The organism is Shewanella sp. SM21 (assembly GCF_025654335.1).
Taxonomy (GTDB): Bacteria; Pseudomonadota; Gammaproteobacteria; order Enterobacterales; family Shewanellaceae; genus Shewanella; species Shewanella oncorhynchi.
Genome location: NZ_JAKKRL010000007.1, coordinates 163,480 through 178,979 on the forward strand (window position 1 = coordinate 163,480; position 15,500 = coordinate 178,979).

General features: G+C 43.1%; 16 protein-coding genes and 1 riboswitch. Of the genes, 7 read left to right on the forward strand and 9 right to left on the reverse strand.

The annotated features are described in order from the left end of the window. Positions 1-29: 29 nt before the first annotated feature. Together L5L94_RS11190 and L5L94_RS11195 are read right to left on the reverse strand one after the other, a co-directional pair. Entirely contained in the window at positions 30-878 is an 849-nt protein-coding gene (locus L5L94_RS11190) for a hypothetical protein (RefSeq protein WP_263163173.1), read from the reverse strand. Positions 879-1,166: 288 nt separating this feature from the next. Then, positions 1,167-1,574, reverse strand: a complete 408-nt coding sequence (locus L5L94_RS11195) for a DUF1398 domain-containing protein (protein WP_263163175.1) — start codon at positions 1,572-1,574, stop codon at positions 1,167-1,169. 452 nt (positions 1,575-2,026) lie between these two features. On the opposite strand from L5L94_RS11195, the gene L5L94_RS11200 reads away from it, so the two are divergent. After that, positions 2,027-2,950, forward strand: coding sequence for a hypothetical protein (locus L5L94_RS11200; RefSeq protein WP_212599916.1), 924 nt, complete (start codon positions 2,027-2,029; stop codon positions 2,948-2,950). 173 nt (positions 2,951-3,123) lie between these two features. Here L5L94_RS11200 and L5L94_RS11205 read toward each other — a convergent pair whose 3' ends face one another. Next, positions 3,124-5,370 carry a TonB-dependent receptor gene (locus L5L94_RS11205; RefSeq protein WP_263163177.1) on the reverse strand — a complete coding sequence of 749 codons (2,247 nt, stop codon included), beginning with the start codon at positions 5,368-5,370 and terminating at the stop codon, positions 3,124-3,126. Positions 5,371-5,603: 233 nt separating this feature from the next. On the opposite strand from L5L94_RS11205, the gene L5L94_RS11210 reads away from it, so the two are divergent. Continuing rightward, positions 5,604-6,065, forward strand: coding sequence for a Fur family transcriptional regulator (locus L5L94_RS11210; protein ID WP_049821724.1), 462 nt, complete (start codon positions 5,604-5,606; stop codon positions 6,063-6,065). A gap of 335 nt (positions 6,066-6,400) precedes the next feature. On the opposite strand, the gene L5L94_RS11215 is transcribed toward L5L94_RS11210, so the two are convergent. Both L5L94_RS11215 and L5L94_RS11220 read right to left on the reverse strand, forming a co-directional pair. After that, positions 6,401-6,619 carry an Arm DNA-binding domain-containing protein gene (locus L5L94_RS11215; protein WP_263163179.1) on the reverse strand — a complete coding sequence of 73 codons (219 nt, stop codon included), beginning with the start codon at positions 6,617-6,619 and terminating at the stop codon, positions 6,401-6,403. Between the two features lie 955 nt (positions 6,620-7,574). Then, entirely contained in the window at positions 7,575-8,315 is a 741-nt protein-coding gene (locus L5L94_RS11220) for a carbonic anhydrase (protein WP_219252817.1), read from the reverse strand. 552 nt (positions 8,316-8,867) lie between these two features. Continuing rightward, positions 8,868-8,979: riboswitch (yybP-ykoY riboswitch) on the forward strand. A gap of 11 nt (positions 8,980-8,990) precedes the next feature. On the opposite strand from L5L94_RS11220, the gene L5L94_RS11225 reads away from it, so the two are divergent. From L5L94_RS11225 to L5L94_RS11230, 3 genes are all read left to right on the forward strand, one after another. Further along, on the forward strand, positions 8,991-10,076 hold the full coding sequence (locus tag L5L94_RS11225; RefSeq protein WP_263163181.1) for a sodium:calcium antiporter: 1,086 nt from the start codon (positions 8,991-8,993) through the stop codon (positions 10,074-10,076). 92 nt (positions 10,077-10,168) lie between these two features. Then, positions 10,169-10,561, forward strand: coding sequence for a diguanylate cyclase domain-containing protein (locus L5L94_RS21875; protein ID WP_263238335.1), 393 nt, complete (start codon positions 10,169-10,171; stop codon positions 10,559-10,561). A gap of 242 nt (positions 10,562-10,803) precedes the next feature. Next, complete coding sequence (locus L5L94_RS11230) at positions 10,804-12,525, forward strand: potassium/proton antiporter (RefSeq protein ID WP_263163183.1); 1,722 nt, start codon at positions 10,804-10,806, stop codon at positions 12,523-12,525. A gap of 196 nt (positions 12,526-12,721) precedes the next feature. On the opposite strand, the gene L5L94_RS11235 is transcribed toward L5L94_RS11230, so the two are convergent. From L5L94_RS11235 to L5L94_RS11245, 3 genes are read right to left on the reverse strand one after another with little or no spacing between them, the layout of a single operon-like run. Then, positions 12,722-13,081 (reverse strand): hypothetical protein, encoded by a 360-nt coding sequence (locus tag L5L94_RS11235; protein WP_263163184.1) that lies wholly within the window; start codon positions 13,079-13,081, stop codon positions 12,722-12,724. After that, on the reverse strand, positions 13,071-13,286 hold the full coding sequence (locus L5L94_RS11240) for a helix-turn-helix transcriptional regulator (protein WP_168823718.1): 216 nt from the start codon (positions 13,284-13,286) through the stop codon (positions 13,071-13,073). The genes L5L94_RS11235 and L5L94_RS11240 overlap by 11 nt, the downstream gene beginning before the upstream one ends. Positions 13,287-13,340: 54 nt before the next feature. Further along, positions 13,341-13,598, reverse strand: a complete 258-nt coding sequence (locus L5L94_RS11245) for a hypothetical protein (protein ID WP_251073342.1) — start codon at positions 13,596-13,598, stop codon at positions 13,341-13,343. Between the two features lie 122 nt (positions 13,599-13,720). Here L5L94_RS11245 and L5L94_RS11250 point away from each other — a divergent pair, with 122 nt between their 5' ends. Further along, positions 13,721-13,846 (forward strand): hypothetical protein, encoded by a 126-nt coding sequence (locus L5L94_RS11250; protein WP_263163186.1) that lies wholly within the window; start codon positions 13,721-13,723, stop codon positions 13,844-13,846. Continuing rightward, the gene (locus L5L94_RS11255) at positions 13,843-14,058 is read left to right on the forward strand and encodes a helix-turn-helix transcriptional regulator (RefSeq protein ID WP_105252880.1); all 216 of its coding nucleotides are present in this window, start codon (positions 13,843-13,845) and stop codon (positions 14,056-14,058) included. The genes L5L94_RS11250 and L5L94_RS11255 overlap by 4 nt, the downstream gene beginning before the upstream one ends. Before the next feature lie 71 nt (positions 14,059-14,129). On the opposite strand, the gene L5L94_RS11260 is transcribed toward L5L94_RS11255, so the two are convergent. Continuing rightward, positions 14,130-15,248 carry a fascin domain-containing protein gene (locus L5L94_RS11260; RefSeq protein ID WP_263163187.1) on the reverse strand — a complete coding sequence of 373 codons (1,119 nt, stop codon included), beginning with the start codon at positions 15,246-15,248 and terminating at the stop codon, positions 14,130-14,132. Positions 15,249-15,500 lie beyond the last annotated feature (252 nt).

The window sequence follows — 15,500 nt, forward strand, 5'->3', positions numbered from 1 at the left end:
ATCATTTAGCTAAATTTGGGTAAAAAAGTTTACGTTTCGTCTTCCATCAATCGGTCTACCATCAGGATCAATTCCGGTGAAGCGAGTAATTCATAACACTCTAATTTTCTTAATAGCTTATCAGTGTTATCGACATCATTAGCAGCGCGGCTGTAGTTTGGTCGCTCAAACATATGGGTATAGGTTCTAAATAACCATTGTTGTTTTTGCAGTAGCAAGGGATCGATCCTTAATACTTCATCAGCAAGGCTGGCATGACATTGACCAAGCTCCCCACGCATAAACGCCTGCAATTCTAATCTAACCTGCTCGATTTCAGTCATGTAAATTGCAAGAGATTCAGATGATGCGGCATAGTCGTAGTGCCTTGCTAACAGTGCTTTAGCAACCATTAACGCTTTGGGCTCATGCAAAACCCGTAAATCCGCTTCTAAGGGTACTAACTCAAACTTTGAATTGGCTTGTAAGGCAAAAGTTAAGTAACTATCTGCACCTATTAAGTCATTATCTGCACCTAAATGACGAGTCGTATCTAAGGTAAAAGATACACCTCGCCTCAATTCAGCCGCACAAAATTTCGCAGCAGTTCCCATCCGTGTATAAAGCCTAAAACCTTGCCCAAGGCTGCGTGTTATTGGTGTATTGAAAGCCTGAGGGCTTTGCGGTAACGATTCGACCTTAAGACCCATAAACGGCTGGAAGCGGATGACTATATTTTGCTGAATTCCGGCTTCAGCGATGACGATAATCTCTAGTAAAGGGGCATTGATCGCCTGCGACACAATAAAATCACTCACATCGTCGGGTAGCCGTAATGTGAGTATTGATGCCTTTTCAATATCAAGCACCATAGGTTCATTTAGAAATTGATGGTACATAAGACATTATTCTCCTATTTAACCGCAATTGTACCGTCCAATACCAATTAAAATCACTCCGTAAACCATTACCATCGCAAGATATGACTTAATTTTCTTGATGCCGTAAATCGGCATTCGAGAAATAGTAGTGACATTACGTGGTAGCATATTTATGCCTCCAGTGTTCTATAACGTTAAGCACAGGAAGATGTAAATGACGTATACAATGAACTTCACATAACCATTCACCCAATGTAAAACTCACGATGCACCCTGCCCAGAAAGTGGCGAGCCTAGTCAGCATTGTTAGACATCGCTCGGCTTAGCGCCAGAAAACCATTCGGTATGCTGGTCACCTTGACGGCCAAAATAGGTTACACGTTTACCTCGCAAAAACACGAAATAACCTTGAACTCCTGCATTCATAGCGCGCTGGCAGAAAAGCCGAAAATTTTGCCCATGCTGCTGACTATCCAAGATGGCAGCTCTGAGTTCAATCACATTAAAATTTTCAGCAATTAATGGAAGCCCCTCAAATGATAAAGGTGATTGCACTGTAGAACCTGCTGCGCTATAGAAAGTAAATGACTTCGAGGCATAGTCTACATAGTAATACTCGACACCTTCAGCAATAAGATTGCCGACAATTTGAGGAAATGGTATTAATCCAGACAAGGTTGCTTGTGCAGATTCTAAAATTTTATCCGAGTTCATTGATGTCCTCTCTGGGCCTTGAGTGGTCAATTTATATGTTCAACATCAGCAGTAGAGCCAAAGTGATAGCACTGTAAAAACGTGGAGCATACGCCAGCGCTGGTTAAACGCTCAAAGCACGTTCTCATAAATGATTAACGCAATAAACACGACCTTCAAACTTCCCCCAAAATTGTTGCCAGACTACAAACACGTTTATGCATATATAACGTAAAGCCATATTAAAAACACTATGGCTAAAGAACATAAGGACTTTAAAATATTCTGCGAGCCACTCGCACCCAGTGCCAACACCGTTGGGGTGTCTAAATTGATTTACAACTCACATAAACCCAAACTAAAAAAATGTATCATTTACACTTATCATCTGTTTCTTTATCCCGCAAGCCACCTAGGCTACTGCTAAAATAAGCACACCGAATCAATTTCAACCTCTAGCAATGAGTTTATTGATGGATAATTTACAGCGACTGGGCATTATTTTTTGTATTCTTTCCCTGTGGGTCTTGGCAAACATACCCGTCACTTATGCTAATGATCAATTCATTATCAATCAGTCAGAATCCAAGCTTGATCACAGATATCAGTATACTTATGACCTTTTACAATTAGTTATTGATGCAACCAAAGCCGATTTTGGTGAAGCATCACTGCAAGTCTCAGATCTAATAATGAGTCGAAATCGTATCTTCAGAGCATTACAAGAGGGTGAAACCATCAATGTTATTGCAGAAGCCTCTAACCTACAGTGGAATAAACAGCTTATTCCAATAAAAATTCCCATTAGAAAAGGCATTCAGGGATTTAGAATTTTTATTATTAAAAAGGAAAATGTATCTAGGTTAGCCCAAATCACCTCGCTAGCGCAGTTAACTGCTCTTGATACTGGTTCAGGTAGCCAATGGTCGACTAAAGTTGCCATGCAACAAGCAGGATTTAAGATTATAGAAAGCAATCAATATGACAGTTTATTTAATATGTTATCAAAAGGACGGTTTATAACATTTGGCCGCGGAGTGAATGAAGTATTTCAGGAGGTTGAGCAGTTTAATCAACAATATCCAGATCTCGTTGTTGATGAAAGCATCATGCTACATATTCCACTAGCGACATATTATTATGTTTCGCCTAACAAACCTCGCTTAGCTCAGCGAATACAAATTGGCCTCCAGAGAATTATCGATAATGGTCAATTTGACCAATTATTTTATCAACGCCATTGCGATTTTTTGATAAAAAGTAAATTGAATCAACGATTAGTTTTTAAAATTGACAATCCTTTTATATCTGAATCAGAAATGACTTCCATTGTCGGTAAAGATTTCTTACTCAATCCAATGGATGACTTTTCCATATTATGTAAGAAATATCATTGAATAGGCTTCATCAGATAAACGCTTAGGGTCCGTCATGACTTAAAAACATCTCTCGGAAAATGGGATAAAAAACAGCAAGTCGCGGCTTGAATTGAAGGAGGTTAGATTTTTGGCCTTGGGTATCAAGAAATCAAATGAAAACCTTCAAGGCCATTAGCCTTGAAGGAAACTTTTTAGAATTGCACTCTGACACCAATAGCCGCTGAGCGACCTGGCATAGGGGATAAATGCCTTAGGAAACTGTTATGTGGGCGCGCATCTACATCGGTAAGATTATCTAAGCTTAGGTAGAATTGAGTCGGCACTTTCGAAATGACTTGATCTAAAGTGATATTGGCTCCGAGCAAAGCATAAGATTCAGAGGGCCTCTCAAATCTGCTAACGTCACCTTGTGAATGATAGCGAACATAATCGATGGACACAGTAAGCGCATCATACTGCCAATTTAGTGCAGTGCCTGTTTTGGATTGTGGTGTTCGAGGCATTGAAGTGCCTTCTAACCTGCGGCGAAAGTATTCGTCCCGCTCACCTGCGAGAGGTGGGCGAGTACTAAAGATGTCATAACTACCATCATATTGATATCGAGGAGTATTTCTCACTCTGTCAGTAAATGCGCTGAGCTCAAAAACTCCCCACCTTTGCCACGGGAAGGTATAGATAGCTTGTACCTCTAACCCTTGATTGTTTGTATCTGCTTGGCGCCATTCACGAACATAAGTACCATTACGCTCAAGGCCTGTACTACCAAGATAAATAAAATCATTGAATTGATTTTGATACCAACTTGCCATTAGCTGTAAATCGGCGATTTTAGCGATGGTATTTATTTCAAAGGAGTGATTAATTTCCTTTTTAAGATTTGAGCTGCCCTGTTCTTCAATTAACAGAGCATAGTGTGGGTTACTGGCGTAAAGCTCATTCATTTCAGGAGCACGCTCGGCATGAACGTAATTGACTCGTGTTGACCAATTTTGCAATATGTCCCATTGCAGTGATCCTGAGTAGCTTTGGAGATAAAAATTTCTATCTTTAACATTCGCTCCTGAGCCTCGACCTACCTTGTAACCCTCTGCGTTTACTTGGTGCTTAATCGCATCATAACGACCTCCAAACTCAAAAGTAACCGGACCAAAGTGCAGGGTTTGTAGCGTATAGGCTGCATAGTTTTGACTATCGACATCAGGCATGTAATTGTCATAGCCCTCCCCTTTATAGGCTTTAGTGTCGTACTGTAATCCTAAGACACCATCGAAGTTTGATGTCCAACTATGATAGAGCTTAGGGCTAATGACCCAAGAGGTAAGTTCGAATTGGTTGACGGATACCTCTGCCATATGCTCATCATCGACTTGATTCGAATAGGCGCCATCGAGGCTAAATGAGTTTATCCAATTGTCATCCCAGTTTTCGACATACTTCATATCTACGCGATCACCACGGGAAAAAATTCGAATATTACCCCGTTGATCAAAATCCACTGGTGCGCTGCTGCCACGACGCATGAATCCCGGAATACCGCGATGAGTGTCCGTATAACCGTAAGCCAAACCCAAAAGACGTTGTTGGCCAGTGTAGCTTCCGCCTGCCGAGAATGATGATGTGTGGTGGCTGCTGTTAAGTACAATGCCATTACTGTCTATTGAGTAGTCGGTGATAATTTGTTGTTCTAAAGGTGTAGCATCTTCATAGCGTTTTAATTGATTGTTCATCTGCCACACAGGTTGCGCATATTTGATTTGGCATAGATCGGCAAACTGTGCGGCACCTACGACTTTTGACCACGTTTTACAATCACTGTCTTTAGAATATCCAGGGATATCGTAGTCACCACGGTCTTTGTTGATCATATTCAGCGCAAAGTTAAAAGATTCATTCCATGCGGTAAGTTTTGCCAGTGCGGTACTTGTACTATTGAAGCCAGCTTTCACTTCAGCGCGACTGTTAAACCCATTGATTGGGCTCAATGGAATACGACCATCTTGGAGATCAACAATGCCTGCCATCGCTTGCCCACCATAGGCAATCACAGCTGTAGGACCTTTAATGACCAAGATACTATCAGCAAGAAAGGGCTCGATGGGGATGTATTGATCCTCACTCACCGACGACATATCCTCAACTTGAGTTCCATTGAGCAACATTTTAACCCTGTTTCCACCAAATCCACGGATTTGTGGCCTACCCGATGAGCTACCAAAAAAACCACTGTCTACTCCCGGTAATTGGCTTAAAGTTTCTCCTAAGGTATCGGCTTTACGATTATTTAGTTCATCGCCGCTGAGTTCGATTTTACTGGCTTGTATTCTTTGGCTTAATGGTTTTTCTAAAGCATGCCCAGTGACATTGATACGTTCAATAGGTTCTGCTGAAACAGCTAAAGTGCCAACACCTAATAACAGAAGGTATTTGTGGGAATTCATTTTGTGGGTCGTCTCCATATGATTACTTCTGAAAAAAAATGATATGTTACAACGTATCATTATGTATCAGTCGAGTTCAATATGAATGAAAGCAAATTAAGTTACTGATTGTAAATGGCAATCAGAACAGCACTCGGTATGGTGACTGATGATTGCTAACAAAGATTGTCATTAGAAGGGGTGGATCAGGTAAACTGTTCAAGTATGATCATTTCAAAAAAATTGGCAGTTCTATGACAGGAAAAAATCTTGATTTACTGCGTGAAGTAGTGAAAAAGTGTGAAGAAAAAGGCATCAATCTTACCAGTAAGCGCAAAAAAGTACTTATCGTATTACAGGAACATGATGTTCCTTTGTCTGCCTATGAAATTGCCGATGTGTTAAAACAAAGTTTGGGCGAGAGTTTACCCATAATGTCTATCTATCGCATGTTGGATTTCTTAGTACAGGAACAATTAGTGCATAAGTTATTAACGGTGAATAAGTATATTGCCTGCCATCATGTATGCGATCATCACATTCACAATCAATTTTTAATTTGTAATACTTGTCAAAAAGTCACAGAGATAGCATTGCCCACTGCTCTTGTTGAACAGTTACAGTTGAATGTTAGCCAAGCAGAATTTACCTTATCGAGCCCACAGCTTGAATTAGCGGGTTGGTGTCATGAATGTCAGCAGCAACATAATAGTTAAGTTATGTACATTAACTAATTTGGAACGCTATTTATCATGGTTGCTGAACTTATCCCATACTCACAGTAACGCTATAAATTCCCCAGCTTCCGATATTCTGGTCGATAATGTCCGTCTAAAATCGTGGATATGCCAGTCTTGGTTTCATATCGCGGACCAGCTCATTAATGGAAGCAACATTACCCGGTCGCTTGCCGTGGGAAAGCGCCATGGCGAGTGATATAAGTTCCACTGTTCTTATAATATCTCGAGTAAAGCAGAACTGATCGGCCTTCGAATGTGTTAAGCGGTTTCCAAAACGCATGGGGATCTATAATATTTACCCATGAATTTAGTCACGCAGGGACCAGCTTACATGCGTCAGCAAGTCCTAAATCCGGGTAGAGACCAAAGGTTAAGCACCCTGATGGATTATCAATCCTAAATCGATACTGCCATGTTATAGTCCCTGCAGGGGTAATACGAACGCTTAAGCCGTCGCGGTCTGCAAGCTCTGGTTTCTCTAAATATGGTTTGCCGTTTATTGCACGTAACCAATTGTCAGATAAAGACATTTTAATTACCCTGTGTACATGTGATTTTAGCTAATCTGACGCAGAACCCAATATATACAGATATGTACTCACATCTAAGTTGTAGCAAACTAAATTGATGTGAATGACAACGAATCCAATTAAAGAAATGTAACTATTGATAACATGAAGTTACATGCTTTAGAGAACGAAAATAAATGAAGATGAAAGACGATAAAGCAGGGTCAATATTTTAGCACGACTACGGAAACATGTAATATTAACCATTGATTTATAATAAATATATGTACAAACTTCGTTTAAGAACCTTCCAATATCACAGCTGCTAAACAACAAAATCACTTCTAAATTCGATACTATTTTTAATTGCAAAAAAATGTTGTCTAATTATGTTTATCTATTAAAAAGTGGTGTGCATGACAAGTGCTTAAGAACTTCCGGCTCCATACTTCTGATTACTTTAGCAGAGTGTTCTAATTCTAAATTAAGCTCAGACCAACCATCAGTGCTCATAAACTCTGCCAGTAGATAACAAATCCTAGGTGTAACGGCTCACAATCGAAATTCCTTGTGCTCGCAATTAGCGCAATCTTCGGCTCAGATTAAGTGACAATAAAATCTTACTGAGCTCACATTAAGTGATAGACAGATGACGGTCAGCTTTATTGGTAGTGCTTAATTTCAATGCAGTGTTCAGTTTACAATAGTGTTCTGTCGCGCAGAGTTTGCGTCAGCAAGGCGAGCTCCTGATCTTTGCTTCAAACCCGAGCATAACCGTAAAAGGCCATTGTTATTAAAAATGTCTCGTTAGGCTTTAGATGAGGAAAACATAACATCCAAATGAGACAGAAAAACCGTCTCATTTGGATGTATGCTTTAGGTATACTCAAAACATACATTAGCATCAGAGATAAAATTTAATAATCTCTTAGTAGAGTGCGAGGCTGACTTTTTGGGCTACGGACTTCTGTTACAGTTATACCTCGAAAAACTCAATCTTACCGCCAGTAAGGTGATACATACTACCAACGATTTTAATTTTATTCTGGTCTTCCAGCTGTTTCAGTACCGGGCTGTTTTTGCGGATATTCTCGATAGTCAGTTCAACATTTTTCCTTGCCACAGCATCGACAAAATCGTAATTACTCCCTTTACGCTCTCCGGTGTACTCTGTTTTTTCAATAGCAGGTTTAATTTCATTCAGCAGGCCCGTCAGGTTGCCTAGTTCTGCATTATCAATAGCGCCACGTATCGCACCACAGCGGGTATGCCCCATAACCAGCACCAATTTCGCACCAGCAAGAGCACAGGCGAATTCCATACTGCCCAATATATCGCGATTACTGATATTACCCGCAACACGAGAATTGAACGTTTCGCCGATCCCCGCATCCAGCACAATTTCCGCTGGCGCACGTGAGTCAATGCAGCTAAGGATCACTGCAGCAGGATACTGACCCGTGATACTGTTGCGTTTCTGCGCCAAATAATCATGTTTCGCCGTGCGATTCTCCCGGAAGCGCAGATTGCCCTGCTTAAAATGTTCAATCACAGCCTCAGGTGTCATACCATCACGTTCATCTTTACTGAGGGATGCCGCAAAAGAGATAGAGGGCACCGATAAGGCCGCCAGCCCAGTTACCGAAAGGGCCGAGACAGCAAGTGTTTGTTTCAGGATTGTCCGGCGTGAGGGTTGAGCCGGTTGGTTATTTTTCATAATGTTCTGCAGTCCAGTTTGTTGAGTTAACAAAGGTTGTTGCGATAGTACTGTTAAACAAATCACAGCTTCAACCTAATGATAGTGGAGACCCAGTCAACGCGATTAAATACGGGCGGCAGGGTTACAGGTATGGCGTTTTTCATTTGCAGTTATTGTGAGCCAGAAGCAATGGATAGCTAGCCCGAGGGATTTCGATTGCGAGCCGCCATACCTAGGTTCTTCCACTGATGCCTGTAACATTCCTGATAAACGAAATATTCCAAAATTTGTATGAATACGATTATCGAAAATTTCTTCATATGCTGCCTATAATTTCGCAGCTCAACTACCATAAGTCTAACAAAGCTAAGAGAAAGGGCGCATAAAGCAAAGATCAAAAGATCACAAAATAGATCTGTCAAAGTTGTTGTTTCCCGCATACCTACTATTTTCAACTTCTGAGCAGAAAAACAAAATAACAACGTAAAATCAATACAATACACAGAGCTTGAAATTATGAGTACACTAAAACCTAATGGCGACATTTACCTGCAAGAACGGTAAAATGCCCCCATTGTCATTGGGGAGTAGTCATCCTTAGCCTCCCACTAAGGAGTCCACGTCAACAAAATTGAGGTCTAACACCTCATGGCGTGGTCAGCCTCTGCGAATGCGGAGAGCTAGGCGAGACCTTTGGCCGCAATACGCTTTCCCAGCCGGGCGAGCAGTGTTGTCGTGCCATTGGATTATTGCTCGCCCGGCCGGATTGCTCACATGATCCTTACTCTTACTCTGTTTTTCATCTCAGCAGGTACCATTTATTTGGCCTGCGAATACTTCGTCAACGGCATCGAATGGTTCGGCCGCCGTTTGAATCTTGGCGCGACAGCAGTGGGTTCAGTACTTGCTGCCTTCGGTACAGCACTACCTGAAACGGCGGTGACCTTCATTGCCGTTGTCTTCGGCAAAACACCAGAGCAAAAGGACATTGGCGTCGGCGCAGCCATGGGCGGTCCGCTCGTGCTCGCTACCTTAGCCTATGCAGTGGTCGGCTTGGCACTGATTTACCACCATCGCCGCCTTCAACGGGAAACGTATCATGTACGTGCCGATCACGCCCGTATGAGTCACGACCAGCTCGCCTTTCTCGCAGTGTTTGTAGTGAAAGTGGCACTTGGCCTAATCGCCTTTGCCATCAAGCCGTGGCTGGGTGTCTTGTTTCTCGTAGCCTACGCAATCTATGTCTGGCGCGAAATTCAGGAGAGCGACACAGCGCCTGAAGATGAAGAGATTGAACCTCTCAAAATTCAACCTTCCGTGACGGAGCCATCGTTAAAATGGGCGGCGCTGCAAGCCGTGTTGTCCCTGATCGTCATAGGCATTGCATCCCATATATTCGTAGGTCAACTTGAGGCCATTGGTACAGCGCTACAATGGTCACCACATTTGGTAGCATTGCTGCTGAGTCCGGTGGCGACGGAGCTGCCCGAGATGATGAACACTCTCATATGGATACGGCAAGGAAAGGAACGCTTGGCATTGGCCAATATTTCTGGTGCCATGATGATTCAGGCAACGATTCCCAGTGCGTTGGGTATCTTCTTTACGCCATGGCTTTTTGATGGCTCACTGATGGCGGCAGGAGTCATTACTGCTTTGGCTATTATTTTTCTATGGCAGCTATTTCGACGAGGCGTTGTAGATGCGCGTGCATTGGTCGCCGTAAGCTCATTGTACGGCGTATTTGCCTTGCTGATTGCGTTCTACTTCCCTCTCTAAGGAGCAAAGTGTCAGAGAACGCAGTGTGGTATGGCTTTCCTATTTGGCTAAATTTGCCCTACACGCCAAGAGTGTAATATTAAATTTTGTAAATGTTGCAAAAAATTGATTTAAATGAATTAGACTTTTCAGCGATCCTTGTGACCATCACTAGTGATGATCAATGTATATGTCTCGTCACAAAAGCACTACGCACAGCGATACACCGCCCGAACGATTTGGTTGCGCACTATGGTGGTGAGAAATTTATTTGTCTATTACCGGATACTCAGCATTTAGGCGCGATGAACATAACTCATCGTCAACGCAGTGCTCGCTTTACATTTACTCTAGTTTCCAAGCGGTCACCATTAACTGGCGTTGTGCGTATTCAACCTCATCGGCATTTGAAATGGCAAACGCTTATCGAATCCGCAGATAAGCAATCATACTTAGCTAAAAAGCATGGACGTAATCAAGTCAGCAGGGCCAGCTTGCTACGGTAAACAGCATTATTGAGTGCCAATCGTAAATTTTGATTTTTTGAAATTATCAAAGTTGAAATGTGAAGTGGGTCACGTAGCATTTGGATAAATGGAATCATTGACTACAAGACCAAAATGCATCATGCATTTGACGATTTCTAACTGACAATTAGGCTTAGTGAAGTATCATTTTAGAGCTGGCGCAGTCATTAAAAGCTCTGTAATGGTTTAATTTCCCTACATTAATTAAAGAGAAACTATTTATGTTTGTGATCGATCAAATTATTCTCCTCGCCGCGATTTTGATTATTCTTGGTATTTTATCCAGTAAATTGTCTGCGAGATTGGGTTTACCCGTACTGGTGCTCTTTCTCATGGTGGGCATGTTAGCTGGTGAGGATGGCCCTGGAGGTATTGTTTTTGATAATGCACAAATTGCTCACGCGCTTGGGTCTTTAGCTTTAGCCATTATTTTGTTTGACGGTGGTTTGCAAACACCCATCGCGTCGATTAAGCAAGTGTGGAAGCCTGCTTCTGTGTTGGCGACTTTAGGCGTATTGGTGACAGCCATGATCACTGGTGCTGCAGCGGCTTATATTCTAGATGTTTCCTTACTTTACGGTTTACTGATTGGTGCCATTGTTGGTTCAACCGATGCTGCCGCCGTATTCTCATTACTGCGTAATGCAGGTATTCATATCAACCCACGCCTTAAAGCCACATTAGAAATTGAAAGTGCGACTAACGATCCTATGGCAATTTTTTTAACAGTTGGCTTATTGGAGATCATGGTCAAAGGGCTTGAACCAGGGACTGGATTATTGATGCTGTTTATCCAGCAAATGGGTATCGGCTCCGCAGTGGGTTTAGCGGCAGGCTGGTTATCAGTACGTATTATTAATCGTATCCATCTGACGACCTCTGGATTATATCCTGTGATGGTCGCGGCATTTGGTTTACTGTCCTTTGGCGTAGCAGCTAATCTTGGCGGCAGCGGCTTTTTAGCTATTTTTATCGCTGGTGTGGTGATAGGGAATAGTCGTTTTGTTTTTCAGCGCAGTACCTTTTTATTTCACGATGGTTTGGCATGGTTAGGCCAGATTGTTATGTTTGTTTTTTTAGGCTTGCTGATTAATCCTTCGTCTTTGCTGGATGTCTGGCAGGAAGGACTGATGATTGCAATCGTCCTGACCTTAATCGCGCGACCCTTGTCGGTAATCCCTGTACTGAAGATTTTTGGCTTTAATGCGCGTGAAATTACCCTAGTATCCTGGGTTGGGTTACGTGGTTCGGTGCCTATTATTCTGGCTATATATCCGCTGATTTATGGTCTGCCTGGTGCCAGTCTTATTTTTAGCGTGGTGTTTTTCGTCGTGTTAATTTCAGCGACAATACAGGGGTCAACATTACCCTGGGTTGCACGCGCTTTAGGACTTACGGAACCGCCTCCTGCGACACCTGCAGCGACACTGGAAATTACTGCTTTAGGCGATGTGGATGCTGACATTGTCGAGTATCAATTGGGCGATACCTCACGGGCTTCTGGTCGCCGTTTATCCCAAATGGCTTTACCTGACGGTACAGTAGTGGCGATGATAACCAGAGGAAACAATGTAATTCCACCTAGGGGATCAACCTTCCTGTATGCTGGCGATCATTTATTTATTGTGATGAAGCCCGATGTGCGTGAGTTTGTTGATCTGGTTTGCTCTGGTGTTGCAGAAGCCAATCATTATGAATTACCTACGGGTGAATTGAAGTTGAAAGGCTACACCAAAGTAGCAGATTTAAAGCACTCCTACGGTATTGAACTCTCTGCTAATGATAATTTGTCATTAGATGAAGTGCTACGTCAGAGCTTGACTGACGAGCCGACCTTAGGTGCAAGTAAAGATTTTGGGGAAGTAATATTGCATGTTCGTGAGATGGTGGGTTCGAGGATTGCGACAGTGGGTATCGTACCGAACTCAGCCAATGAAAACTGATACCAAAACAATAATTTGTAAAAGCATAGTTTCATTGTGGTCAATATAGAGATCACACCTAAGCTCAGTGCATCATTTAATCGCGAATGAGTTTGCATAGGTATCTGTCCGAACTTTTGATAAAATCCAGTCAACGGGTTAGCAATCTTGGTGGACAACCGTCTAACCCGCCAGCCCTCGCAAGAGGGCGTTCCTTCTAATTCATCCTATCCAGCAGTGCCATTTCGGCTTTTCTTAGCCAGAAGATATAAGACTTTTTTCTGTCAAATCCCATTAAAGCCCACTGCTCTTTACACAAGTAATGGGCGCGAATAGCACGTTTGCAGTTAATCGATAACTGTTCAACGAGCTGGTCAAAATGGGCGACGTGGGCAGGCACGTTGAGTTCATGCTTTAAGTTGCCACCGCCCAAGGCTTCGCCTAAACGGTCGCAGGCGCTGCGGTTCGAAAACCCCTTGCCCAATTCTTGGTACACCCAATAACAGCCCCAGCGATATAACCCTAACCGTAACGCCTTAATGTTCATCCTCTGCTCGGGTTCATCGCTAAAGGCCATTAGCCACCTCATTTATCTTCTTAACCGAAAGCTTAAACACATCAATGCATATCGATGTCACATCGTCATAGGGCGCATTAGTGCGGCCATTTTCCCAACGTTGGTAAGTGCTGCGACTGATGCCGTAAATCTCAGCCACTTCGTCTTGGGTCATGCCCCGTAAACGGCGCCCTACTTTCAGTAAATCCGCGGCGCGACTAGCCATAAATCCTCCTGCGTGAAGTCCATAACCCAGTTGTGCTATTTGTTATTGTCATTGTCATAACCATCCCACTAACATTGGCTCGTCCGTCTCAGTGGTCGATTGGCGCATAATCTCGGGCGCCACATCATCAAACCCTAGTGTGATTAAGTGTGTGTGGGAGGTAAATGCCTTAAACCGAATCGTTTCACTCCAATATTGCGCAGTGCGAATGCTCACCGGCCCTACATCGTAAGGGAACAAAACGCTCATACGACGGACATTGAAGCGGTGATCTGCATCGGCGAGGCGTTTTATTGCAACGCGGCGGGCCATTCACAAAAGCAAGCTGACATTGCGCAGCACAATGCTAAGGCCGAAGCCTTTAAACAGCGACTGTTATCACTGCGCCCTGCTCTCACCTTCACGGCGTTTAACAGCACCAAGGAGAAATCGGCATGAAGCAATCTGCAGTCATCAAAGACGCTTTACGCCAGTGTTATACCCTGCCCCGCAAACAAGTCGGCAGCTGCCAACAATTTTTAAAACGACTCGCCGAGGAATTGGCAAAGGAAGGTAAATGATGATTTCGACCCAATCGACCGTGGATCAGCAAATGCAAGTGCCGCTCTTTCTTACCACTAAGGAAGTCATGACACGCTACCGGATTAGCTCATCAGCAACGCTTTGGAAGTGGCGAAGAAACGACGGTTTCCCTGCTCCTATCCATAATGGCCGCCATTACTTAAAAGCGTCGCTCGATAAGTGGGATGAAAAACAGCAAGTCGCGGCTTGAATTGATTTATTAAGCCTTAAGATAAAGCCCCATTTTTGGGGCTTTATTTTTAGACCTTTATCGATGGACTGTTAGGCCATAAACTCATCGCCTTCGACATTACAGCCTTTACTACCGCAGTTAGTGCCTACTGCTACAGCATCAGCGATGATAGCGGCAAGTCCTGTGCCGACCAGTACTATTTGGGCAATTAACAAGACACCATCGGTTGATATCCATGCGACCACTGTCGCGATGAATGATACCGCAGCGACTATGGCTCCAAACCAGCTTAGGCCATTGACGATTGTTTTAATGACGCCTTTAATAAACCCTATATTGAATAGTTGCGAGATAAACTGAAATATCAATGTCGCCTTTTTCAGCGTGGTAGAAGCACTGCTGATACCCGTGATCAGTCTCTCCAAGCCAACAGCTTCAGCCCCCAACGCCTGTACTGCCGCTTTTACCATGCTGTCAGTTCGCATAATGCGTATGCTTGCAAGTTGCAGAGCAAGCAATAACACATCAATACAGAATGTTGCGATTGATTTAGTGCAAGGGGAAATTGCCTCTAGATCAATTGCTTCTATTGCTACACTTTCGTTCTCCGTTAACGTTAAAAAACTTTGCATTTCAGTGGCCGCTTGCATTTCGACATTACTGGGCTGTTGGCCTGTGATTATGGCTGCCACAAGCTTCTCTATCTGTGCAGGTGTAGGTTGTGAGTCTGGGAACCACTGTCCAAGAGTCTCAACTGACTCTTTAAGGACTGCACCTAGATGAAATTGCTCATAAGGTCCGACAGAGGCTTGGCAATTTACGGTACCAAACCCTGCAGCATTAAACGAGGGAGATTGCTCTCCGGCCATACGAAGATAGTTACTTGGAAACGCATTTGACGCTATGGAGGTTAAGACCCCACTGGCGCTGTCGCTTAGAACTGCGACATTGAACTTTTCCCAAGGACCAATCGATGCTTGGCAGTTTACGGTTCCAAATCCATTCCCATTAAAAACTGGCGAAGCTTCACCCGCCATTCGTAAATAGTTACTCGGAAAGGCCATAGACTCAAAGGAGACTGTGCCATCGCCGTTACGAATAGCGTTAAAAATCTCCCATGGGTTTTTATCTGGATCATTTTGGTCTGCCTGACAATTAACGGTACCAAAGCCATTACCATTGAACTGTGGTGAATCCTGTCCAGACATTCTCAATAAGCATTGTGGAAATTGATTGGATCTGATCATAACAGGAAATGTTGAGGGGAATATTGGATCACTATTTGAGGCAGAAGTGTTAAGCGTGCTCATAACAAAAGTCCTTTTTAGTTAACTAACAAAGCTATACATCGTCATTGATAACATAGCGTTTTAATGAGCTGAAAAACTGCATCTAGCAGCCCCTAAAAGAAGGCTGTAGCGATCAGTTCATCATTTTTAAGGTTAGTTCAAATGTGACTT

Coding starts and splice junctions, on each gene's coding strand:
- L5L94_RS11190 (WP_263163173.1), bottom strand. CDS start 878: ATGTACCATCAATTTCTAAATGAACCTATGGTGCTTGATATTGAAAAG.
- L5L94_RS11195 (WP_263163175.1), bottom strand. CDS start 1,574: ATGAACTCGGATAAAATTTTAGAATCTGCACAAGCAACCTTGTCTGGA.
- L5L94_RS11200 (WP_212599916.1), top strand. CDS start 2,027: ATGGATAATTTACAGCGACTGGGCATTATTTTTTGTATTCTTTCCCTG.
- L5L94_RS11205 (WP_263163177.1), bottom strand. CDS start 5,370: ATGAATTCCCACAAATACCTTCTGTTATTAGGTGTTGGCACTTTAGCT.
- L5L94_RS11210 (WP_049821724.1), top strand. CDS start 5,604: ATGACAGGAAAAAATCTTGATTTACTGCGTGAAGTAGTGAAAAAGTGT.
- L5L94_RS11215 (WP_263163179.1), bottom strand. CDS start 6,619: ATGTCTTTATCTGACAATTGGTTACGTGCAATAAACGGCAAACCATAT.
- L5L94_RS11220 (WP_219252817.1), bottom strand. CDS start 8,315: ATGAAAAATAACCAACCGGCTCAACCCTCACGCCGGACAATCCTGAAA.
- L5L94_RS21875 (WP_263238335.1), top strand. CDS start 10,169: ATGTTGCAAAAAATTGATTTAAATGAATTAGACTTTTCAGCGATCCTT.
- L5L94_RS11230 (WP_263163183.1), top strand. CDS start 10,804: ATGTTTGTGATCGATCAAATTATTCTCCTCGCCGCGATTTTGATTATT.
- L5L94_RS11235 (WP_263163184.1), bottom strand. CDS start 13,081: ATGGCCTTTAGCGATGAACCCGAGCAGAGGATGAACATTAAGGCGTTA.
- L5L94_RS11240 (WP_168823718.1), bottom strand. CDS start 13,286: ATGGCTAGTCGCGCCGCGGATTTACTGAAAGTAGGGCGCCGTTTACGG.
- L5L94_RS11245 (WP_251073342.1), bottom strand. CDS start 13,598: ATGGCCCGCCGCGTTGCAATAAAACGCCTCGCCGATGCAGATCACCGC.
- L5L94_RS11250 (WP_263163186.1), top strand. CDS start 13,721: ATGAAGCAATCTGCAGTCATCAAAGACGCTTTACGCCAGTGTTATACC.
- L5L94_RS11255 (WP_105252880.1), top strand. CDS start 13,843: ATGATGATTTCGACCCAATCGACCGTGGATCAGCAAATGCAAGTGCCG.
- L5L94_RS11260 (WP_263163187.1), bottom strand. CDS start 15,248: ATGTCTGGACAGGATTCACCACAGTTCAATGGTAATGGCTTTGGTACC.